Genomic DNA, 22136 nt, shown 5'->3' on the forward strand with positions numbered 1-22136 from the left:
ACAAAAAATAAATTTTAAAAGTCATCAGACAGATGATTATTTTTGTTGCATACTAATTTTGGATACTATGATTATCATAAGAAAAAGTTTTGCACTATCAGGTTTGATAATTTGTCTTTTAGCAGGGATGCTACCCATGTTAAAAGTACCGATTAAAGGGAATTGGAATTTATATCAAACTGACGTCTTGTTGTTTTTTATTACCTACATGATAATAGGCATAACAGGTTTATTTTTTTTTATTAGACAATTGGTTGGGTATAGATGGATGACCCTTATTGCAGCAGGATGGTATATAATCAGTATAACCGCTGTGTTCTTTAAAATCAATAATTATTTCGGTTGGGGTTTTGCAGATCATTTATTATCCAGATCATTGCATATGCGTTGGGGATGGATCGTTTACCTTATAGGCATTGTCCTTTTACTATTAAGTGTTAAAAAATTAAAGCAAATTGAGGAGTAAAAAAATAAGCTTGGAAAAACCAAGCTTATTTTTTATTCGGACGATGCGAAATAAAGTGAGACTTTAATTTATCTAGACCTAGATCTTCCTCCTCTTTATCCAATTCATAACTCCAAACCTTTTCGCCCAAAATGTTATTAATCTCTTTCGGGTTAGTAAGGTCTACGGGACGTACACGTTGCTCCTTAACGATTGGATTCTGTATAGCCTGTAAACTCGTTGCATGTCTGATAATTTGAAAACGGAATGTCGGCCATTTTCCAACAGTAGCGAAATTACCAGAATAGAATTGAACAGAATCATGTTTGCTAATCTTTTCCGCAAATATGCCTTTTGCTTTATTGGCATTCGTATCCGTGACACTGACCAATAACTCAAAAGAAGTTTGATTGATAATATGCAATTTGGCTAATCCGTCTTTATGATCACCGGAAATTGCCAAGAGGATACCCTTTTCAATAAATTTTGAGAGAACTTCTTCAGCATGTTCCGTCATTTCATCGTCGTCACGGCGCATATTACCATGCACCAATGTTAATTTACTCGCTTGAACAGGTATTTCAAATCCTGTGTCATCTGTTACACCAATGATGTCATTGGGTTGGAAGGATGTGATATGACCTTCAATTGGTTCATCCACAAATCTGACTAAATCTCCTATTTTGAAACCCATGTTATTTTAAAATTTTAGTGTCAATAATACTTAATAATTTTTCGAGATCATTTTCATCATTATAAAGATGAAAGCCGATTCTTATGCCATTGCCACGAGGGAAACATTTGATGTTGTTTTCCATTAACATGGTATAATGTCGTTGATCGATTTGCAAGTTGAATATGGTGCTCGTTTCAGCTCTATTGATCACAACTTGACTGAGTATTTTTCTTTTGCTCAATTCCGCTTTAGCGGTTTCGACTAGACTGCGCGTATAGGCAGCCGTATTTTCCAATCCGTGTTCCTTGAAAAAGGCTAATCCTTTTTGAAGTGTTCCCTGTGCTAAGGTATCGATATGTCCTGGCTCAAAATAAAGTTGATCGATACTTTTACCTGCCCACATTTTATCTATTTCTAAGCCCTGGGTCGCCAGATTTGGGAAAAGAACCTGTTTCCCATAAGGACTTACAAGTATAAAACCATTTCCAAAACCTCCCAATAACCATTTATAACCACTAGCACCTACAATATCAAATCCAGATTGCGAAAAATCAAAAACTTCAGTCCCTAAAAATTGTGTGCCATCACCAATAATAAGTAATTCAGGAAATTGACTTTTCAATTGTTTGATAAACTCGAGATTGATTTTAATGCCGGAAATGTATTGTACGATACTTAAGATAAATACAGAGGGTTGATGCTTTTCAATAGCGTGTATAATATGCTCTTCCAATTGTTCATCTATACAGGCCGTAACATATTGAAAACCGCGAGAAATGACAGGAAAATTGACAGAAGGGTAGTCACCCTCAAGTAATAAGATTTTCGAATCTTTAGGAAGTCTATCCAGCAATGTGTTAAAACCCGTGGAGAAGTTCGGCGTGTTATAAACATTCTGAATAGCCACTGTGAAAAACTCGGCGATACTCTTTTTAACAGCAAGATTAAACTCACCTTGTTTTTCACGTAAATCTGTCGCCGTTGAAAAAAAATCAATATCTCTTTTCAAACGCCACTCTTTCGAAGTGATAGGGAGTAGGCCCGAACCAGGAGTAGTTAAATAGCAGATATCATCGGGGATATCAAAATAGGATTTATAAGATACTTGCATTTTCTTCTTTTAATAGGGACAAATATTCTTGTTGCGAAATGCTTTGGCCTCCCATAGAAGCCAAATGTGGTGTATGGAATTGACAGTCAACAAATTTTAATTTGAATTGAGTCAATAAATATATTAAAGCGACTTTTGAAGCATTAGAAACTGTTGAAAACATACTTTCACCACAAAATACCTGATGTATATAAATCCCATATAGTCCGCCGACGAGCACCCCATTCTCCCAAACTTCAATAGAATGTGCATACTGAAGCTTATTGAGTGCTTGGTAAGCATCGATCATATCAGTGGTTATCCAGGTACCCTCTTGGTCTTTACGACTAATTTGAGAACAGTGCTGGATAACTTCCGAAAAAGCTTGATCAACAGTAACGGTAAATCGATTACTTTTCAGTATTTGACGCATGCTCTTGCTGATTTTCAGCTGTTCCGGGAATATGACAAATCGCTCATGCGGAGCATACCACATAATAGGAGTATCATCGCTAAACCAGGGGAATATACCATTTTCATAAGCCAAGATCAATCGGTCCGAACTCAAGTCGCCTCCGATAGCTAGCAGCCCGTCCTCATCAGCCAGTGATGGATGCGGAAAACTAATTTGGCTGTCATCAAAATCTAAATTGAAAACCATTTTTAAAAATAGACAAAAAAACCAGATTGTTTAATCTGGTTGTCTTGTTTCTTTACTGATTTCATCAAATATTTTATCCATGTGCTCTACATATTCATTGGTGTCATCCAAGAAAAAATCCAATTGCGGAACAATCCGAACTTGATTTTTAATTTTTGCACCTAATTTGTATCGGATTTCTGTCGTTTTGGTACGGATTGCTTTTAAATCCTCAGGAGCTGTCTTGGTATTTAAAAAACTTAAATATACCCTTGCTATCGCTAAGTCCGGCGTTACGCGTACACGTGTAACGGTAATAAATGCACCAGGAGCCCAACTATTGCCTTCGCGCTGGAGTAATTCAGCTAAGTCTTGTTGTAATACACCAGCAAAACGTTGTTGTCTTTTGCTTTCTGTTCCCATCGTTCTAATATTTTGTTTAGTGAAAATTCACACTATTATGGATACAAAGATAAATATAAAAAAGAATAAAGGCATATCCTGGATGGATATGCCTATATAATTTTGGTTTATAATCAGTTAGGGTTCAATTTCTTAAAGTTTAAAGACTTTATGGTCTATCATAGTTTGGTTTTTTTTAGTTTAAAAAGTAAGTGTTTGCTAACTTTAAAACTTATATTTTTTATTTCACTCTCCCTTATGGTACAAACATATAAAAATTAAATTGGTGCTACAATGAAACAATCAAAAACAAAGTAACCGCTTACTTACTATCGCTGTTTGCTGAGTTTTAACAAACATTTAACATAAAAATATTTTTTATTTATGAAAATTGACTGTATGTTTTTCGAAATAAATGTCAGAAACCTAACCATGAGATGACTCATAATGTACTAGGGACTGAAGATCAATTGTTTTATTTGTTTTCAAATGGTATTTTTGTATTGCATATAAAAAAGCATATTAAAAAATGAAAATCTGGCAAAAAAACATAGATGTTGATTCATTTGTCGAATCATTTACCGTAGGTAATGATCGCGTGATGGATTTACAATTAGCAGCTGCAGATGTTTTGGGTTCTTTGGCCCATACGCGCATGCTGAATAGTATCGACCTCATGACCGATGAAGATCTTGCTGTTGTACAGCAAGAATTGAAAAATATCTATCAGGAAATTAGTGCTGGAAAATTCGAAATAGAAGATTCTGTGGAAGATGTACACTCGCAAATCGAGATGTTATTAACACAACGGATTGGGGAAGCTGGAAAAAAAATCCATTCCGGACGCTCAAGAAATGATCAAGTTCTCGTGGACCTGAAATTATATTTCAGAACAGAGATTCAAAACATGGTCAGCAATACCGAGATTTTCTTTAATCAATTGATTAGCCTAAGCGAACAATATAAGGGTATTCTCATTCCTGGTTATACGCATTTACAGATTGCTATGCCCTCATCCTTTGGGTTATGGTTTGGTGCATATGCCGAAAGTTTAGTCGACGATTTAGAATTGATGAAAGCGGCATGGAAAGTCTGTAATAAAAACCCCTTAGGCTCTGCCGCGGGTTATGGCTCTTCATTTCCCTTAAACCGAACAATGACGACGACATTATTGGGCTTTGATGATTTGAATTATAATGTCGTTTATGCACAAATGGGGCGAGGAAAAACAGAACGTATTTTAGCACAGGCAATGAGTTCAATAGCAGCTACCTTGGCAAAATTTTCAATGGATGTGACCTTATATATCAACCAGAATTTTGGCTTTATATCATTTCCAGCGCATTTGACTACAGGCTCAAGTATTATGCCTCATAAAAAGAATCCCGATGTATTTGAATTGATCCGTTCACGCTGTAATAAAATACAAGCTTTACCGAATGAGATTGCTTTGATGACAACAAATCTTCCATCAGGATATCATCGTGATTTACAACTTCTTAAAGAAAATCTATTTCCAGCCTTTAAATCGTTGAACGATTGTCTGGAAATAGCAACCTTTATGTTGGAAAATATTTCGGTAAAAAAAGATGTACTGGATGATCCTAAATACGATTATTTATTCTCTGTAGAAGTGGTCAATAATGAAGTGTTAAAAGGAGTTCCTTTCCGAGAAGCTTATAAAAATATCGGAATTGCTATCGATGCCGGAGAATTCCAACCTTCTAAAGAAGTCAATCACACCCATGAAGGAAGTATTGGAAATCTTGGTAATGACCAAATACAACGGATGTTTGAAGAAGTTAAATCTTCATTTGGCTTTGAAAAAGTGCAGAGCGCTTTAAATGAGCTCGTGAAATAGGTAGAAGGTTAGTTAGTAGGTTAGAAATGTTCTAACCTACTAACTCCATAACCGCTTACCCTATTACTTCTCGATAGAAAATTTCAAGTGTGTCTCCGATATAAATTCCGCTCCAGCTTTTAGTAAAGTGGATAGAAACTCGGGTTGGTTAGGGCTGTCTGGAAAATGTTGCGTTTCCAAACAGAAACCTGCATAGGGTAGATAAGCTTTTCCTGATTTACCAATATCATTTCCTGTCAACCAGTTACCCGTATACAATTGTACGCCAGGCTCGGTCGTAAAAATATCCAATCGTATACCTGATTTTGGCGAATACACAGTTGCGCAAGCTGTCGAGATGGGGTTATTGTTGACAAAACAATGGTCATATCCTTTTGATGCAATTAATTGTTCGTCATCGGCAACGATATCCTGTGCTATTGATTTAAATTCTTTAAAATTGAAAGCCGTTCCTTCTACAGGAACTGTCGCAATGGGAATCTGATTTTCATCAACAGCCAGATAAGCATCCGAATTGATTTTTAACTGGTGGCTCAGTATATCGCCAGAACCCTCTCCATTTAAATTGAAGTAGGTATGGTTCGTCAAGTTTAAAACAGTATCTTGATCACAGTCTGCTCTATATTTTATAATGATTTCATTGTCATTAGTTAAGGTATAGGTTACAGATACATTCAGATTTCCAGGAAACCCCTCTTCACCATCTTGAGAAACTAAATAAAATTCAGCCTGAGATTGATAACTGACACGTCGGTCCCATATTTTTGTATGAAAACCCCCAGGGCCACCATGTAGGCAATTGATACCGTTATTAATCGGCAAGCTGTATGTTTTACCATTCAACTCAAACTTTCCATTGGCGATGCGGTTAGCAAATCTTCCAGCCGTCACACCGTGATACTTTTCGTCAGCCCGATAATAAAGACCTATATTGCTAAATCCCAAAGCAACATCCGTGAGTTTCCCTTTGTTATCAGGAACGAGAATACTGACAATGCGTGCGCCATAATCACTCAAGGCAACTTGCATACCTCGGGTGTTCTTTAAAACAATAAGGTGTGTATTCTTTTCGTCAACAGTACTGGTGAAATTATGGATAGAAGGCAAATGATAATGACTCATGATGGTGGTTGTTTTTGTTCCTTGTTAAAGATAAAGATTATTTTTTTTTAAAAAACGATTGTTGATATTTATAAAAAATCAATTTGTAAAAAGCCGCAACAGTTAGAAAATCAAAAAATGTATATTTGCAATATGTCTGTAAATACAAGTATGAATTGGAAACAATTACTATCCGCAAAACGCTGGGGTTATGAGCATCGTGTCAGTGATAGTCATTTAATAGCACGTTCAGAATTTCAACGTGATTACGATAGATTGATTTTTTCTTCTCCATTTAGAAGATTGCAGAATAAAACACAAGTATTTCCTTTACCGGGAGCTGTGTTTGTCCATAATAGGCTTACTCATAGTTTGGAAGTTGCCAGTGTAGGCCGATCTTTGGGACGCTTATTCTATACCAAGATGAAAGACGAAAGCCCGGATATAGATGAAGAATATCCTTATTTACAGGAAGTTGGTAATATGGTTTCTGCAGCATGTTTGTCGCATGATTTGGGCAATCCTGCCTTTGGGCATTCAGGTGAAGCGGCTATTTCAACGTACTTTACAGAAGGGGATGGTCGCAAATACCAAGAACAGGTAACCAAAGAAGAATGGGCAGATTTGACTCATTTCGAAGGAAATGCCAATGCCCTTCGTATTTTGACCCATCCTTTTAATGGTAAGGATGATAAAGGATTTGCATTAACCTATACTTCTTTGGCATCGATTGTCAAATACCCATGTGCAGCGATTGATGGTCACATTAAAAAAAATCATCACCGTAAAAAATATGGTTTCTTTGCTTCCGAACGCGAAACATTCGAAACGATAGCAGCGGAGTTAGGACTATTGGAAGACCCAACGAATCCGAAAGGTTATTTGCGTCACCCATTAGTTTATCTGGTAGAGGCGGCAGATGATATCTGTTATAATATCATTGATCTAGAAGATGCACATCATTTAAAAATTTTATCTTACCTCGAAGTGGAAGAATTGTTACTCCCATTATGTGGTGGTGAAGATTTACGGACACGATTGGATTCACTTATCGATACCGCCAGTCGGGTAGCACTCTTAAGAGCAAAAGCAATCAATACATTGACCAAAGCATGTGTTGAAGTCTTCTATAAGAAACAGGAACAATTATTAAAGGGAACATTCCCCTGTGCATTGATGGATGCCTTAGATCCAGATGTAGTGGCGCATCTTAGAAAGATCAATAAAATATCAGTAGCAAAGATCTATAATGCGCCAACAGTAGTTCAGATTGAGATCGCTGGTTATAAAGTGATGAATGCTTTATTAGCCGAGTTTGTTCCCGCCTATCTGAAAAAGAATAAAAATAGTTATGATGAAAAATTAGTAGCACTAATTCCGCATCAATTTTATACAGACCACGATGATTCTTATTCAAAAATAAGGGCTGTTTTGGATTTTGTTTCAGGGATGACAGATGTATATGCAATCGATTTGTATCGTAAGATAACAGGTATTATCATTCCTTCAATAGACTAAGCTTAATAGGATATATTATTAAAAATAACAGGATTAGGAAAGTAAATCTTCTCCTTGTTCTGCATTTTATCTAAACAAAAAATATGAAAGTCGTTATTGCCGAAAAACCATCAGTTGCAAGAGATTTGGCCCGCGTTATGGGGGCAAAAGAAACCAATGATGGCTATATTTCAGGAAATGGATATGCTTTCACTTATGCATTTGGACATTTAGTTCAATTGTGTACCCCTCAAGCATACGGATTTCATAATTGGTCAATCGCTAACTTACCTATTATTCCTGCCGAATTTAAGTTGGAATCTAAAAAACTTAAAAGGGATGGTAAGCAAATAGATGATGCCGGTGCATTAAAGCAGTTGAATACGATTAAATATTTGTTGGATAAAGCTGATGAAGTAATCGTGGCGACGGATGCTGGGCGCGAAGGGGAACTGATCTTTCGTAATATCTATTATTATCTTGGAGCAAAAGTGCCATTCAAGCGTTTATGGATTTCCTCACAGACAGACAAAGCCATTAAAGAAGGTTTTGCCAATTTGAAGGAGGGAACAGAATACGACAGTTTATATATGTCTGCGCGTTCACGCTCGGAATCAGATTGGCTCATCGGTATCAATGCTACTCAGGCCATTACCCTTGCGGCAGGTAATCGCGGTTTGCTTTCGCTAGGTCGAGTACAAACACCTACATTAGCCATGATTTGTTCCCGCTATTTAGAGAATAAAGATTTCAAGCCACAAACCTTCTATAAGATTCAAGCCGGTTTTGAAAAAGATAATATCAAATTTAAGGCAACTTCGGAAAAAATAGATAAGAAAGATGTAGCAGAAGAGGCGATTGCAAAGATTACTATTGGCTCGGAGGCTACCGTAACCAAGGTCGAAGCAAAAGAGACCAAGGAGCAACCGCCATTATTATTCGATCTGACCTCCTTACAACAGGATGCCAATAAAAAGTACGGGTATTCTGCAGACCAGACCCTCAATCTTGCTCAGACGTTATATGAGAAAAAAGTAATCACCTATCCGCGTACGGGTTCTCGGTATATCGGAGAAGATGTATTTGAGCAAGTCGAAGAATTATTTCAGCATTTAGCAGATACAGCAGAAGAGGGAATAGCAGCCATTTCTCGTAACCTCATTGGAGCAAAGTTGAACAAACGGTCTGTTGATGAAAAGAAAGTAACCGACCACCATGCCCTTTTAGTAACAGATGAAAAGCCAGGAGCTTTATTACAAGAACAGCGCAATATTTACAATATGATTGCCAAGCGCATGGTCGAGAGTTTTTCAGATGTCTGTCTAAAAGATATTACCACGGTGGTTATTAATGCGGCAGGTGTCGAGTTAATTGCCAAAGGAACAGTAATTAAGCAATATGGATGGCGTCTTTCTGCAGATCAGGTTGAATTGCCCGATGAAGATAAGAATACCGAAGATCAGGATAACGAAAATGCGCAATTGCCTAAATTGTCTGCTGACGAGTTATTGGAGATTTTATCATTAGAGCTGTCAGAGCGGTTTACAAAAGCAAAACCAATACATACAGAAGCATCTTTGTTAAAAGCAATGGAAACCTCTGGAAAAGAAATCGATGACGATGAGATGCGCCAAGCGATGAAAGATTGTGGATTAGGTACTCCGGCAACACGTGCAGCGACAATTGAAACCTTATTCCAAAGGGATTATATCAAACGTGATAAAAAGAAGCTTATTCCGACAGACAAAGGTCTGACGGTTTATAATCTGGTGAAAGATCGTTCCATTGCCAAGGTGACCCTGACAGGTAAATGGGAGCAGAAACTGGAAGAAATGCGCGCCAATAAAGTGTCGTACGAGGTCTTTATGAAACATATAAAAGACTATACCGAGCGTATCACAAAAGAATTGTTGCAACTGCGTATTTCCATTGCCCATGAAGAAATCAAACCGTTGCAAAAAGGAAAGATAAAATGTCCGAAATGTGCAACAGGTCAGATTCAACTTTTTGATAAAGTAGCACAATGCGATCACTATGCCCGAGGATGTGACTTTAAAATATGGCGCACATTGAATGGTGTTATGTTAGAGGAAAAGGAAATGAAGAACCTACTTGAAAAAGGGAAAACATCAACCTTAAAAGGAGTCAAGACCAAGGAAGGAAATATCGTGGAGGCGGTCTTAACCTTTGAAAATTTTAAAGTCAATATTGGGTAATAAAATCAGGAATAGGCGAACGCCTCATTTTAATAGTTTAGTTTTGCGCTTTATTAGAATACTATGTTAACATCACTATACAATCCATTTAAAACATTTAAGTTTGAGAATAAAACCTGTTTTTTGACAGGAAAGGAGCTTTCATCTGTAGACGAGCAAATTCAGGTTTTTCCAGTCTGGATGATGCGTGCTTTTGATCTTGAGGAAAAACCCTTTAAGATGTTGGACGAATCAATCGTTACCTATAAAAGTTTGAAGCTTCCCTGTTCTGCAGATGCGGCATTGGCCATTGAAAAAATGGAATCTGAGGTAGAACGTGCATTTGCATCAGGTTACGATGCTGTACGCGAGTTACCGCAAATAACACTATTTCAGTGGATGTCAAAAATATTGTATGGTGTAGTTTTCAACGAAATTCAAACAGGAATACGTCAACAGGCGCTAACCGGTGAGGAGATGAATTTTTCGCAAGTACTTGCCCAAAAATTCAAAAACATGCATGCCATGTTGCAGTCCTTATTGCAGCCGATGGAATTTGAAGGAACATATCCTTTTTCTATCTTCATGAGTAAAGTAGACAATCCACCAGAAACGTTTAATTACCGTGATGAAATCAATACGTTGATTTTTTCCTTACGAATGAGTGATTTTGGAATTGTTGCCTGCCTGCAAGATAATGCGACCAATAATATCTACCATGAAGATGTTTTAAAAATGGTAGCAGGTAAAACATTACATCCGATTCAATTTGAGGAAATAGCAGCACGTTATTTTTACTCGGTATACCTGTTTAACCGTCTTCCGGAATACACGTATTTGAATACACCAAAAATGATCTATGTTGAACCCATGCCTCTAGCAGACATGTCCATGAAACCAATTTTTGACCATTGGCAAGTCAAAGTATATGGTCAGGTATTGGAAAACTTTTGGAAACCATGGGGATTCATTTTGTTCGAGATCATCAAGAATCCAGATAGTCCAATGAGTTTTATAGTCGATGAAAACGGAGACTTCGTTTCACGTGAAGCAATTGAACTACCACTAGGATAAAGAAAAGAAAGCCCCTAAATAATTATTTACGGGCTTTTTTCTTTTTAGGCGTAGATGGAATTCTTTTTTGAGCGGCTTCCTTATCCACTTCCTTCTTTTTCTTATTAACCACCAAGATCAGACCAAAAGGGCCAAGAATAGGAACACACATACCCAGTATAGATAGCATAACAAAACCTCCCGTTACATCTTTTAGCCTAAATAACCGGAATAAGGCGATCCCCATTAGTGCAAAGTGAATCATAGTCACCAATTGCACTAACGCTAATTTACTTGCATCCATATTTCATATTGATAATAAACACAAATGTAAAGAGTTTCATTCAAAACTACACATCTTTAAGATGGGAGAGGAGTTTTTCAATATTCTATAAGATGCGTTCCATAATGGCACATGCTTTATCGATCTCTTCCACCCGAATATTCAGATGCGGTCTAAAACGTATACTTCGCTCTCCACATCCAAGTAAGATTAGCTTTTGTGCAAATGCATCTTTAATAAATTGATCCCTTTCCTGTTCGGTCGGAAAATCGAAAGCGATAAACAGCCCTTTTCCTCTAATGTTGTTGATCTGCGGATGCTGACTCGCCAAATCCATAAGCTTTTGAATAAAATATGAACCCTTATGGTCTATCTGCTCAATTAATTTTTCATTTTCAATGACCTCTAAAATAAGTTTGAAACGCATCATATCGGTAAAATCACCACCAAAAGTCGAATTGATACGTGAAGATTCTTTAAAAACATGTTTTTCTACGCGATCAAATTTATCCTTGTTAGCCAGCAGACCACAAACTTGCGTTTTCTTCCCGAATGCAATTAAATCAGGAACAACACCAACCGTTTGGTAGGCCCACATCGACCCCGTTAAACCAATTCCAGTTTGTACCTCATCAAAGATCAATAAGATATCGTGTTCATCACAGATGTCGCGTAAAGCCTGTAGAAATTCTTTTCTGAAATGATTGTCGCCACCCTCAGCTTGAATGGGTTCAATAATGATACAGGCGATATCATTCGGATGATTGGCAAGTGCATTTCTGATTTCTCGAATGGCCGTTTTTTCTTTCTCAATAACGGTACTTAAAACTGCTTCCGTGATAGGGAAAGTCAATTTCGGGTTCGTAATTCTTGGCCAGTTAAACTTCGGAAAGTACATGTACTTTCTTGGATCCTTGGTATTGGTTAGCGAAAGGGTATAGCCAGATCTGCCATGAAAGGCCTCTTTGAAGTGAATGACCTGTGAAGCTTCTTTCTCAATTCCATTAGCTAAATTTAATCTTGTCTTCCAGTCAAAGGCTGCTTTCAAGGTGTTTTCAACGGCCAAAGTTCCCCCTGCGATAAAAAAGCAATACTCCAGCTCCTTTGGTAAGGCAACCCGTTCGAAGACTTCCATAAAATCGGCAAACTCTTTAGGGTAGATATCCGATAAAGCAGGTTTATTTAGGGCCATTTTACCCAGGAATTCTTGATGTTGTAAGATGTAGGGATGGTTGTAACCAATAGCCACTGAAGCAAACATGCTAAAAAGGTCGAGGTAGGCGTCACCATTTTGGTCAACTAAATAGGAACCATGAGATTTCTCCATATCCATGACAATCGGAAAACCATCAGCTAGTAAATGTTTGGATAATATTTCGTGAACTGTACTCATATCATAATCAATTAAAGGTCATTATTAGAGGTTAAACGTAATTCCTTGTGCCAAAGGGAGCTCCGTGCTATAGTTAATGGTGTTGGTTTGTCTGCGCATGTATGCTTTCCAAGCGTCTGAACCCGATTCACGTCCACCACCAGTTTCTTTTTCACCCCCGAAAGCACCACCAATTTCTGCACCAGATGTACCGATGTTGACATTGGCAATACCACAGTCAGAACCCTGTGCACTGAGGAACAATTCTGCTTCGCGTAGATTATTGGTCATAATAGCAGACGATAGTCCTTGTTTTACATCATTTTGAATAGCAATCGCATCCAAAACATCACCTTTGTATTTTATTAAATAAAGAATTGGAGCAAAAGTTTCCTGTTGGACGATAGCGTAATGGTTTTCGACCTCAGCTATAGCAGGCTGAACATAGCAACCGCTTTCAAAATCTTTTCCACTTAAGACGCCGCCAGTAACAATAAGTTTACCACCTTGTTTTTTAATTTCAGATAAGGCATCTAAATAATGCGCTACTGCCTTTTTATCAATGAGGGGGCCGACATGATTTTCGGGAAGTAAAGGGTCTCCAATTTTGAGCTGAGCGTAGGCTTTTATCAATGATGCCTTCACTTGTGTATAGACACTTTCATGGATAATAAGTCTACGAGTCGAAGTACAACGCTGACCCGCTGTACCCACAGCTCCAAATACTGCCCCTATAGTCGTCATCTTCAGATCGGCATCTGGCGTAATGATAATCGCATTATTTCCACCAAGTTCTAAAATAGTCTTTCCAAGTCTAGCAGCGACATGTTGCGCAACTGTTTTGCCCATCTGTGTCGAGCCTGTCGCCGATATTAAAGAAATATTGCTATCGTTTACCAGCCACTCACCCGCAGATTTATCACCTATTATTAAATTGGAAATCCCATCCGGTAATTCCTTTTGCTTTAAAACGTCTGCGAGAATCCTTTGGCAAGCAATCGCACATAAGGGTGTTTTTTCACTCGGTTTCCAGATGACTACATCGCCACAAATCAATGCTATTGCCGTATTCCATGCCCAAACAGCTACTGGGAAGTTGAATGCAGAAATAACGCCAACTAGACCTAGAGGGTGGTATTGGTCATACATGCGATGGGAGGGACGTTCCGAATGAATGGTCGAACCATAAAGTTGGCGGGATAGACCGACTGCAAAATCACAGATGTCAATCATTTCTTGTACCTCGCCCATCCCTTCTTGAAGCGATTTCCCCATTTCATAAGAAACAAGCTTCCCGAGAGTAGGCTTTAACGTCCTTAATTTTTCACCAAATAACCGAATGACTTCACCTCTTTGAGGAGCAGGTATCAGACGCCATATCGCATATGCTTTTTGAGCCTGTATACAAATTTGTTCATAATCGTTAAGGGAAGAGCATGTCACTGTAGCAATAGTTTTGCCATCAACAGGCGATTCGGAAGTGATGTCATCGCCAGTTGCAAACCAATTCTGTCCGGTAGAAGAACCTAGATTGGTTGCTAGAATGCCCAATTCTTTTAATTCTTGTGTTATCATACTGGTTTATATTATTCGTTTATATTTTAAATATAGTGAATTATATTCGAAATATTGGCTATATTTAGATATTAAATTATGATATCTATGAGCTTAACATGTGATTATTTCAATATAGATGCGCTATTGTCCGATGAAAATAAGCTCATCCGTCAATCGATTCGTGATTTTGTCACTACGGAAATAAAACCAGTCATAAACCATGCCGCGCAGCATCATGAAGACATTCCCAATTTGATGTTAAAGTTGGGTGCTATTGGCGCTTTAGGACCATATATTCCAGTAGAGTACGGCGGAGCAGGTTTGGACCATATCGCCTATGGCCTAATTATGCAAGAATTAGAAGCAGGAGATTCAGCGATCAGGTCCGCAGCTTCAGTACAATCGTCTTTAGTCATGTATCCCATCTTTACATTTGGCAGTGAAGAACAAAAACAGAAATATCTCCCAAAACTGGCAACAGGAGAATATGTCGGTAGTTTCGGATTGACAGAACCAAACCATGGCTCGGATCCAGCAGCAATGGAAACCCGTTTATTCCAAAAAGACGGTAAATACCTCTTGAATGGTGCTAAAATGTGGATTACCAATGCCCCGATATGCGATATCGCTATCGTATGGGCCCGCGATGAACACAATAAAATACGTGGATGCATCGTAGAACGCTGGATGGCAGGATTCTCTACTCCTGAAACCCTTGATAAATGGTCTCTTCGTGCTTCTAAGACTGGAGAATTGATTTTTCAAAATGTAGAAATTCCTTTGGAAAATATATTACCTGAAGTAAATTCGCTCCGAGGTCCATTTTCTTGTTTAAATTCGGCCCGTTATGGTATTTCTTGGGGGGTCATCGGAGCAGCTATTGATTGCTACCAAGCCGCGGTTAAATATGCATTGGAAAGAGAGCAGTTTGGGAAACCCATAGCATCCTATCAATTGCAGCAAAAAAAGCTGGCCGAGTTCCTTACAGAAATAACAAAAGCCCAATTATTATCCTGGCGATTAGGCGTTTTAAAAAATGAAGGAAAAGCTACTCCCGAACAAATTTCAATGGCAAAGCGTAATAACGTGCATATGGCATTGGAAATCGCTAGAGAATCACGGCAGATATTGGGAGCAATGGGAATTGTTGGTGACTTTCCAATGATGCGGCATATGATGAACCTCGAATCAGTCATTACATACGAAGGTACCCATGATATCCACCTATTGATAACCGGTCATGATATTACAGGTCTGAGTGCTTTTTAGTTAAAGGTGCTTTCAGAATTGATGATGATGACCTAGAGCTGATAGCAACAAAGGAGTTATTTTTAGAGGTATTGATGATGATATTTGGCTTACAGCATAATACCTTGGGTCTTACCTCAATCTTTTAAGGGCCAAATCCGCGCATGAAGAGAGCTGTATTATTGTTTATCATGAATTGAAGCTATTGGCCATGGCTACTTTACGCCAGGAGGGTGCATCAAATGCTGAAATAAATTAAAATAACCCTTTGCCATTTTATCCCAGCTATAATGCTTCAAAGAGTAAGCTTGGAACTCTTTGCTTTTACTTTTTAAAAGCGAAGGATGCTCAAGAGCATTTCTAATTTCAGAAATCCAGTGCTGTTCCTGGCCTGCTGTAACTAAGATGCCGTTCTTCTGGTGAATAATAGCATCGCTGATACCTTCAATATCTGAAGCAAATACGGTCGCGCCACAAATACTTGCTTCTAGACATACCAATCCGAAACCCTCCATATCCCCCTCAACTTTGATATTGGGCATGATGAAAAGTCCGGCATGGCGAAGCAATGATTGTAAATCAGCCAAAGGAATCTTCCCTATATGCTGCAATCGGTCTTTAAATTCAGGATTTTTTAAATAACGACGTATTACTTTTTGATCAGATGGATACCCTAAGAACAGAAATAGAAGATGTTGTAGGGGATTAGGAATTGCATCCAGTAATTTTTCCTTCCATGTTGCGGTTGCAGCAAAGGGTCCTATTAGAATAAGTTTATAGTCCGATGGTAGTTGTGGCAACACGTTACTGATAAACCAAGAAATACCCTTTCGCTTTACGGGTCTCCCAAGTGCAAGGATGAGTTTATCCTCTTGAGTAGTAATATTGTATTTGCTTAGCAGAGCCGCTATCGGAATTGCCGTATCTATGATTAGTTTATGGTCAACACCATTTGGAATGACCTCAATTCTTGCGGGGTCGATACCGCGATCAATCGCAGCCTGTCTTGTTGCTCGGCTAACGGCTATGATTTTATCAAATTTATTGAATTGAGGAATGATTTTATTTTGAAAGTAAGCGAAGGGAAATACAATGTCAAGACCATGTACTGTGACCACCTTTTTTAGCTGTTCATAACCCCTATGACGTAAAGAAAAAGCAGCAACTAAACCATCATTGAAATGGATAAGCTTGATGTTAGGATGCTTCATGAGTAGGGATAGAATCCGTTTATTCAATAAGGAAAAGAATTTGATAATGGATTCATTTCCTTGATAAACGATTTTATGCACGGTCGTATACGTGGCGATGTGATTGATGAGTTCAAAGCTCTGTTTTTCCATGCCGCCAATAGCTGGGGGGTATTTATGGCTGACGAAGAGAATTTCCATAGGATAATAGGTACGGTCTTTTTTTAAGTCCAATATAGGCTAAGAAGCCAAAGGTTATCCAGAAAACTTGTCTGGAACGTCTGATTAAAGCGATGGTTAGCCAAATTTGAACGGTATAAATACCAGCACTAGTCAATAATAGCTTATTCCCGAATTCTTCAATTCCGATTTGAGCCGGAATAAAAGCACCGAAACTTTTGATAATGACAATGCTCATATCCATAAATTGGCTCAGTATGATCGGGATGGTGATGCCTGAAAAGTATAGAATGAGAAAAAGTTCCAAAGCACCCACCATCCAATGTAGAAAAAAATAGAAATATGCACGGTAGCATTGATATGGATGTCCTTGATGAAATGCTAATACAGCATTGAGGATAGTTTGAAAACGTATACTTAGCTTTCGAAAGAAGCTCCAAGATAGCGTAGAGGTTACCTGAAATTTTTTAGATCTTTTGAGGATGCAAAAGGTAATAAGCGGAAGCGAAAAGAGCAACATGACTAATATCCATAACATCGTTAGCATTTGTTCGGGTATATTTTTAGTAAAAGAACCCAATAGAAACCACAATCCGCTAAGGCCGAATAATGAAAATTGTGTGATAATAGCCAAAAACCGTGATATCAGTACAGAATTTACAATTTCTTGCTCAGAAGTACCTGTTGGTTTTAGCAGTACAGTTTTAATATAATCACCACCTATAATACTTGTGGGGTTGAATAGTCCTACAGTTTCTCCAATATGTCTGATGCAGAATAGTTGCCATAAGGATGTTTGTTTTGGTTTTTCGATGAAGCAATTTTGCCACCCCGCTGTTCCAAGGAGATATGCCAGTCCGGTGATCACAATAATCCAGAGGAGCTTCCAGCCCATATGAGCGACTTCTTTAAATACTGCTTTTAGATCAATATGACTGATGAAGACAGCTAAAGAAAGAAGAATGATAAGGCTAATCGTAATTTTTAAAATCCGTTTCAGCATTAACCAGCTTGAATTTTAACAATTGAATCCGTTACAGCTGTGCTCATTTGTTCAAGTTCTGCAAAATAAGTATCCGCCAAAGAAGTCCAGTCCATTGATTTACTAAACTCTAAACCTGCATGTCCGAGTTCAGTTCTTAGTTTTTCATCCCGCAATAATTGTGTTATGCGGTTGACGAAGGCATTAGCATCTTTGGGTTTACATTTAAAACCAGTGACACCTTCAATGATTAAATCTGCGGAACCACCACCATCAGCAATAACGCAGGGTAGTGCTGAAGCTAAGGCTTCGATCACGACGTTGCCATAAGTTTCCGAATGAGAAGGAAATATAAATAGGGTAGAAGAAGCATATAATTTTGAAAGATCATCGTGGTTCAGCTTTCCTAAAAATAGTGCCTCAGGCATTTTTTGGCGGCAGATGTCTAGAGCAGAACCATCCCCTGCTACTATAAAATTAAAAGGAATGTCCTGTTGTTTCAATAAGGTATAGATGTCAATCAATGTTTTCAAATTCTTTTCCCACACTAATCGACTCGCGAATAATAGTGTTGGGTGGTCGTTGCCCGTTATTTCTTTTAACCAAGATGGATCTTTTTTCTTTGGTGAAAATAACGTATTGTCAATTCCTCGTTTCCAAATCTGCATCAAACTGGGGTTGACGCCCATTTTGATGAGTTCAGATACAATACTCGTTGTAGGGACATATACTTTGTCGCAGTTATTGTAGAATTTATTTTGTGTTTGAATGATTTTCTTTTTTGTGGGTCCGACTAAGAAAGAAAAATGCTTGAGGTAGTAATCAATGTAGCTTACAAAATGTGTATGGTATATACTGATGACAGGTATTTGATTTTTTAAGGCATATTTCTGTGCATAGAACCCCAGAAGGGAGGGAGTAGCAATATGAATGATATCAGGATTGAAATCATGAAGTTTCTTTTTGAGACGTTGATCGGCTAAGGCGGGGATAGCCATACTATAGTTCTGCTGGATTGGAATACTCAGCGATGGTATTTTTAAGGATTCGAAATCTTGTATTTTTTCAGGTCCTGTTCCATATATAAACAAAAATTCAAATCTTCCCTTATCGATGCGGTCGACAAGTTGAAAAATTGTTCGAGCAGCTCCATCAAAGTCAGGAATCATTATCTCCGCAAAAAAAGCAACTTTTATCATCGTGAATCATTTTTTCAAAGTAAGGGGCTGGATGTTTCCTTATGAATAAGGATATATGAATAAATGATGGTCTTTATATTACCCCTGTATTATTGAAAGATTAGTGTAATGTCTATTAAGTGTCCTTAATTCCTATTTATCTCTTATTTAATTACCAGCTAAACGCTGACTCTTGTTCTCTGTTGTTCTTTGAGTTGAAGATTTATGCTATGCATGTTTTGAAACTCGCTTGAATTTGGCTTTTGAATACTTTTTTGCAAAGTGCTGTTCCATTCAAATTATGGAATTGCTTTGCAGCTAACTACCTTTATCGGTTCAGGAGAAAGCTTGATGATAAGTTGATATCAAATTAGTACCAACTTCATATTTAATAGTGTATTAAGAGTGAGATTATAGGGGGTTAGTAGGGGGTTAATAGGGGTATATCTCTATTAATCCCCTACTAATACCAAGCTATATCTAATCTACACCTATTTTAATACCGAAGTTGGTACCTAGTTCATATTACTTAGGTTATAATCCAAGTAGGATGTGCATATTGAATATCTGCTGTTGTGTCCATGCTTATCTATAGCGGTACAATATGTATTTACTATCTATAAAGAAGCTATCTGCTCTTCTGGTCTGATTATAGTCAGTCCATACTTATCTATAGCGATGGAATAAGTAGGTAAGGGATGCTATTATAAAAAGTGAATGGTTATTCCGGTCTAGTATAGTCGTTCACACTTATTTCTACAGAGAGACAATAAGTATCTATACTATATATAAGGAGCGATCGGACATTCTGTTCTATTGATAATCATCCATACTTATCTATAATAGAACAATAAGTATCTATACTATATATAAGGAGCAATCTGCTATTCCGGTCGATTGATAATCATCCCTACTGATCTATAGCGGTACAATATGCGTTTACTATATGCTATATATAAGGAGTGATCTGCTATTCCAGTCGATTGATAATCATCCACACTTAATCTATAGCGCTGTAATAAGAAGCATGCGATCGGCCATCATAAAGGAGCGATCGGCCATAGCACCTGCTTTTTGGTCGATATCCAGCCCTCAGTTCGGCTCTTTCAGAAATAAATCATCCAATGTTACAGCAAGTTACCTCCTTTATCAATAAATAAGCAAGAAAACGTTTGGAAGTGAATATAAAAATGGTCTATCTTTGCACCACTCCGCAAGGGAGGAACGGTCGGTTCGAAAGGGCTGACAATGAAAAAAAGAGGGTCTATGTTATTTAGACGCAGAAATCGAAAAGGTTCCCAAAAATAAATTTTCACATTTATTTTGGATATACCAAAAAGATCTCTACCTTTGCAGTCCCAACGGAAACGAAGGGAACCAAAAACAAGATCGATAACGGCGCAATGCCGACATCATATAGCCGAAGCGAGATGCGGAAGCGGAAAAAGTTCTTTAAAAATATAATCATGTAACGTAACGAGTAGTGTTGAGAAACGACGAAAGTTAAAAAAAATCAACCTGTTCAATTTTAGAATCAGAAATAAAATACAAGACAATTCTATTTATTATAAATAGTCTTGATCTTACACTTCATTTTACAATGGAGAGTTTGATCCTGGCTCAGGATGAACGCTAGCGGCAGGCCTAATACATGCAAGTCGGACGGGATTCGGGGAGTAGCTTGCTACGAACCGATGAGAGTGGCGCACGGGTGCGTAACGCGTGAGCAACCTACCCATATCTGGGGGATAGCCTCTCGAAAGAGAGATTAACACCGCATAACATCATTGAGTGGCATCACTCGATGATCAAATATTCATAGGATATGGATGGGCTCGCGTGACATTAGCTAGTTGGAGAGGTAACGGCTCACCAAGGCTACGATGTCTAGGGGCTCTGAGAGGAGAATCCCCCACACTGGTACTGAGACACGGACCAGACTCCTACGGGAGGCAGCAGTAAGGAATATTGGTCAATGGAGGCAACTCTGAACCAGCCATGCCGCGTGCAGGATGACTGCCCTATGGGTTGTAAACTGCTTTTGTCAGGGAATAAACCTACTTACGTGTAAGTAGCTGAATGTACCTGAAGAATAAGGATCGGCTAACTCCGTGCCAGCAGCCGCGGTAATACGGAGGATCCAAGCGTTATCCGGATTTATTGGGTTTAAAGGGTGCGTAGGCGGTCCTATAAGTCAGTGGTGAAAGACGGCAGCTTAACTGTCGCAGTGCCTTTGATACTGTAGGACTTGAATCTATTTGAAGTGGGCGGAATAAGACAAGTAGCGGTGAAATGCATAGATATGTCTTAGAACTCCGATTGCGAAGGCAGCTCACTAAGTTAGCATTGACGCTGATGCACGAAAGCGTGGGGATCAAACAGGATTAGATACCCTGGTAGTCCACGCCCTAAACGATGATAACTCGATGTTTGCGATACACAGTAAGCGTCCAAGCGAAAGCGTTAAGTTATCCACCTGGGGAGTACGGTCGCAAGATTGAAACTCAAAGGAATTGACGGGGGCCCGCACAAGCGGAGGAGCATGTGGTTTAATTCGATGATACGCGAGGAACCTTACCCGGGCTTGAAAGTTAGTGAATGATCCAGAGACGGATCAGTCCTTCGGGACACGAAACTAGGTGCTGCATGGCTGTCGTCAGCTCGTGCCGTGAGGTGTTGGGTTAAGTCCCGCAACGAGCGCAACCCCTATGTTTAGTTGCCAGCGAGTTATGTCGGGGACTCTAAACAGACTGCCTGTGCAAACAGTGAGGAAGGTGGGGACGACGTCAAGTCATCATGGCCCTTACGTCCGGGGCTACACACGTGCTACAATGGATGGTACAGCGGGCAGCTACATAGCAATATGATGCTAATCTCTAAAAGCCATTCACAGTTCGGATTGAGGTCTGCAACTCGACCTCATGAAGTTGGATTCGCTAGTAATCGCGTATCAGCAATGACGCGGTGAATACGTTCCCGGGCCTTGTACACACCGCCCGTCAAGCCATGAAAGTTGGGGGTACCTAAAGCATGTAACCGCAAGGAGCGTGTTAGGGTAAAACCGATAATTGGGGCTAAGTCGTAACAAGGTAGCCGTACCGGAAGGTGCGGCTGGAATACCTCCTTTCTAGAGCATTCAAGATTGAAGCTCGTTACGTATACACATGATTTATATTAAGAAACAAA

Annotated in this window: 17 protein-coding genes and 1 rRNA gene; 7 read left to right on the plus strand and 11 right to left on the minus strand. The window is 38.7% G+C overall.

All coding sequences use genetic code 11. The features are described from left to right. Window positions 1–67: 67 nt before the first annotated feature. Window positions 68–466 carry a hypothetical protein gene (locus KO02_RS02690; RefSeq protein WP_038695623.1) on the plus strand — a complete coding sequence of 133 codons (399 nt, stop codon included), beginning with the start codon at window positions 68–70 and terminating at the stop codon, window positions 464–466. A 25-nt stretch (window positions 467–491) separates the two neighbouring features. On the opposite strand, the gene KO02_RS02695 is transcribed toward KO02_RS02690, so the two are convergent. From KO02_RS02695 to rbfA, 4 genes are read right to left on the minus strand one after another with little or no spacing between them, the layout of a single operon-like run. Further along, window positions 492–1139, minus strand: a complete 648-nt coding sequence (locus KO02_RS02695; RefSeq protein ID WP_038695625.1) for a hypothetical protein — start codon at window positions 1137–1139, stop codon at window positions 492–494. A 1-nt stretch (window position 1140) separates the two neighbouring features. Then, entirely contained in the window at window positions 1141–2232 is a 1092-nt protein-coding gene (locus KO02_RS02700; protein WP_038695627.1) for an aminotransferase class V-fold PLP-dependent enzyme, read from the minus strand. Beyond that, window positions 2216–2872: a leucyl/phenylalanyl-tRNA--protein transferase gene (aat, locus tag KO02_RS02705; protein ID WP_038695629.1), complete on the minus strand. Its 657-nt coding sequence runs from the start codon at window positions 2870–2872 to the stop codon at window positions 2216–2218. Before aat ends, KO02_RS02700 begins: the two co-directional genes overlap by 17 nt. Window positions 2873–2902: 30 nt before the next feature. After that, window positions 2903–3274 carry a 30S ribosome-binding factor RbfA gene (gene rbfA, locus KO02_RS02710; protein WP_038695631.1) on the minus strand — a complete coding sequence of 124 codons (372 nt, stop codon included), beginning with the start codon at window positions 3272–3274 and terminating at the stop codon, window positions 2903–2905. A gap of 508 nt (window positions 3275–3782) precedes the next feature. Between rbfA and argH the strand changes: the two genes are divergently transcribed. After that, complete coding sequence (argH, locus tag KO02_RS02715) at window positions 3783–5114, plus strand: argininosuccinate lyase (RefSeq protein ID WP_038695633.1); 1332 nt, start codon at window positions 3783–3785, stop codon at window positions 5112–5114. A 63-nt stretch (window positions 5115–5177) separates the two neighbouring features. Here the strand turns inward: argH and KO02_RS02720 are convergent, their stop codons facing one another. Further along, window positions 5178–6236: an aldose epimerase family protein gene (locus KO02_RS02720; protein WP_038695635.1), complete on the minus strand. Its 1059-nt coding sequence runs from the start codon at window positions 6234–6236 to the stop codon at window positions 5178–5180. A 132-nt stretch (window positions 6237–6368) separates the two neighbouring features. Here KO02_RS02720 and KO02_RS02725 point away from each other — a divergent pair, with 132 nt between their 5' ends. The 3 genes from KO02_RS02725 to KO02_RS02735 all read left to right on the plus strand — a co-directional run bounded on the left by KO02_RS02725 (window position 6369) and on the right by KO02_RS02735 (window position 10981). Continuing rightward, entirely contained in the window at window positions 6369–7733 is a 1365-nt protein-coding gene (locus tag KO02_RS02725; protein WP_038695637.1) for a deoxyguanosinetriphosphate triphosphohydrolase, read from the plus strand. An 83-nt stretch (window positions 7734–7816) separates the two neighbouring features. Continuing rightward, window positions 7817–9928: a type IA DNA topoisomerase gene (locus tag KO02_RS02730; RefSeq protein ID WP_038695639.1), complete on the plus strand. Its 2112-nt coding sequence runs from the start codon at window positions 7817–7819 to the stop codon at window positions 9926–9928. 63 nt (window positions 9929–9991) lie between these two features. Further along, a complete protein-coding gene (locus tag KO02_RS02735) occupies window positions 9992–10981 on the plus strand; it encodes a hypothetical protein (RefSeq protein ID WP_038695641.1) in 990 nt (329 codons plus the stop codon). 22 nt (window positions 10982–11003) lie between these two features. Here KO02_RS02735 and KO02_RS02740 read toward each other — a convergent pair whose 3' ends face one another. The 3 genes from KO02_RS02740 to KO02_RS02750 form a co-directional block, all read right to left on the minus strand. Further along, complete coding sequence (locus KO02_RS02740; protein WP_038695643.1) at window positions 11004–11264, minus strand: hypothetical protein; 261 nt, start codon at window positions 11262–11264, stop codon at window positions 11004–11006. An 85-nt stretch (window positions 11265–11349) separates the two neighbouring features. Continuing rightward, entirely contained in the window at window positions 11350–12636 is a 1287-nt protein-coding gene (gene lat, locus KO02_RS02745; RefSeq protein WP_038695645.1) for an L-lysine 6-transaminase, read from the minus strand. 24 nt (window positions 12637–12660) lie between these two features. Next, window positions 12661–14190: an aldehyde dehydrogenase family protein gene (locus tag KO02_RS02750; RefSeq protein ID WP_038695647.1), complete on the minus strand. Its 1530-nt coding sequence runs from the start codon at window positions 14188–14190 to the stop codon at window positions 12661–12663. An 87-nt stretch (window positions 14191–14277) separates the two neighbouring features. Between KO02_RS02750 and KO02_RS02755 the strand changes: the two genes are divergently transcribed. After that, the gene (locus tag KO02_RS02755; RefSeq protein WP_144243249.1) at window positions 14278–15441 is read left to right on the plus strand and encodes an acyl-CoA dehydrogenase family protein; all 1164 of its coding nucleotides are present in this window, start codon (window positions 14278–14280) and stop codon (window positions 15439–15441) included. Between the two features lie 194 nt (window positions 15442–15635). Here the strand turns inward: KO02_RS02755 and KO02_RS02760 are convergent, their stop codons facing one another. From KO02_RS02760 to KO02_RS02770, 3 genes are read right to left on the minus strand one after another with little or no spacing between them, the layout of a single operon-like run. Next, complete coding sequence (locus KO02_RS02760) at window positions 15636–16811, minus strand: glycosyltransferase family 4 protein (protein ID WP_038695651.1); 1176 nt, start codon at window positions 16809–16811, stop codon at window positions 15636–15638. Further along, window positions 16786–17793: a lysylphosphatidylglycerol synthase transmembrane domain-containing protein gene (locus KO02_RS02765; RefSeq protein WP_038695653.1), complete on the minus strand. Its 1008-nt coding sequence runs from the start codon at window positions 17791–17793 to the stop codon at window positions 16786–16788. Before KO02_RS02765 ends, KO02_RS02760 begins: the two co-directional genes overlap by 26 nt. Further along, window positions 17793–18971 (minus strand): glycosyltransferase family 4 protein, encoded by a 1179-nt coding sequence (locus KO02_RS02770; RefSeq protein WP_051959743.1) that lies wholly within the window; start codon window positions 18969–18971, stop codon window positions 17793–17795. Before KO02_RS02770 ends, KO02_RS02765 begins: the two co-directional genes overlap by 1 nt. A 1576-nt stretch (window positions 18972–20547) precedes the next feature. On the opposite strand from KO02_RS02770, the gene KO02_RS02775 reads away from it, so the two are divergent. Next, a 16S ribosomal RNA gene (locus KO02_RS02775) occupies window positions 20548–22077 on the plus strand. Window positions 22078–22136: the final 59 nt, after the last annotated feature.

The sequence above is a fragment of the Sphingobacterium sp. ML3W genome (assembly GCF_000747525.1).
Taxonomy (GTDB): domain Bacteria; phylum Bacteroidota; class Bacteroidia; order Sphingobacteriales; family Sphingobacteriaceae; genus Sphingobacterium.

Excerpts from the sequence above, each read along its gene's own strand:
- KO02_RS02690 (WP_038695623.1), top strand. The coding sequence starts at position 68 with ATGATTATCATAAGAAAAAGTTTTGCACTATCAGGTTTGATAATTTGT.
- KO02_RS02695 (WP_038695625.1), bottom strand. The coding sequence starts at position 1,139 with ATGGGTTTCAAAATAGGAGATTTAGTCAGATTTGTGGATGAACCAATT.
- KO02_RS02700 (WP_038695627.1), bottom strand. The coding sequence starts at position 2,232 with ATGCAAGTATCTTATAAATCCTATTTTGATATCCCCGATGATATCTGC.
- aat (WP_038695629.1), bottom strand. The coding sequence starts at position 2,872 with ATGGTTTTCAATTTAGATTTTGATGACAGCCAAATTAGTTTTCCGCAT.
- rbfA (WP_038695631.1), bottom strand. The coding sequence starts at position 3,274 with ATGGGAACAGAAAGCAAAAGACAACAACGTTTTGCTGGTGTATTACAA.
- argH (WP_038695633.1), top strand. The coding sequence starts at position 3,783 with ATGAAAATCTGGCAAAAAAACATAGATGTTGATTCATTTGTCGAATCA.
- KO02_RS02720 (WP_038695635.1), bottom strand. The coding sequence starts at position 6,236 with ATGAGTCATTATCATTTGCCTTCTATCCATAATTTCACCAGTACTGTT.
- KO02_RS02725 (WP_038695637.1), top strand. The coding sequence starts at position 6,369 with ATGTCTGTAAATACAAGTATGAATTGGAAACAATTACTATCCGCAAAA.
- KO02_RS02730 (WP_038695639.1), top strand. The coding sequence starts at position 7,817 with ATGAAAGTCGTTATTGCCGAAAAACCATCAGTTGCAAGAGATTTGGCC.
- KO02_RS02735 (WP_038695641.1), top strand. The coding sequence starts at position 9,992 with ATGTTAACATCACTATACAATCCATTTAAAACATTTAAGTTTGAGAAT.
- KO02_RS02740 (WP_038695643.1), bottom strand. The coding sequence starts at position 11,264 with ATGGATGCAAGTAAATTAGCGTTAGTGCAATTGGTGACTATGATTCAC.
- lat (WP_038695645.1), bottom strand. The coding sequence starts at position 12,636 with ATGAGTACAGTTCACGAAATATTATCCAAACATTTACTAGCTGATGGT.
- KO02_RS02750 (WP_038695647.1), bottom strand. The coding sequence starts at position 14,190 with ATGATAACACAAGAATTAAAAGAATTGGGCATTCTAGCAACCAATCTA.
- KO02_RS02755 (WP_144243249.1), top strand. The coding sequence starts at position 14,278 with ATGAGCTTAACATGTGATTATTTCAATATAGATGCGCTATTGTCCGAT.
- KO02_RS02760 (WP_038695651.1), bottom strand. The coding sequence starts at position 16,811 with ATGGAAATTCTCTTCGTCAGCCATAAATACCCCCCAGCTATTGGCGGC.
- KO02_RS02765 (WP_038695653.1), bottom strand. The coding sequence starts at position 17,793 with ATGCTGAAACGGATTTTAAAAATTACGATTAGCCTTATCATTCTTCTT.
- KO02_RS02770 (WP_051959743.1), bottom strand. The coding sequence starts at position 18,971 with ATGATAAAAGTTGCTTTTTTTGCGGAGATAATGATTCCTGACTTTGAT.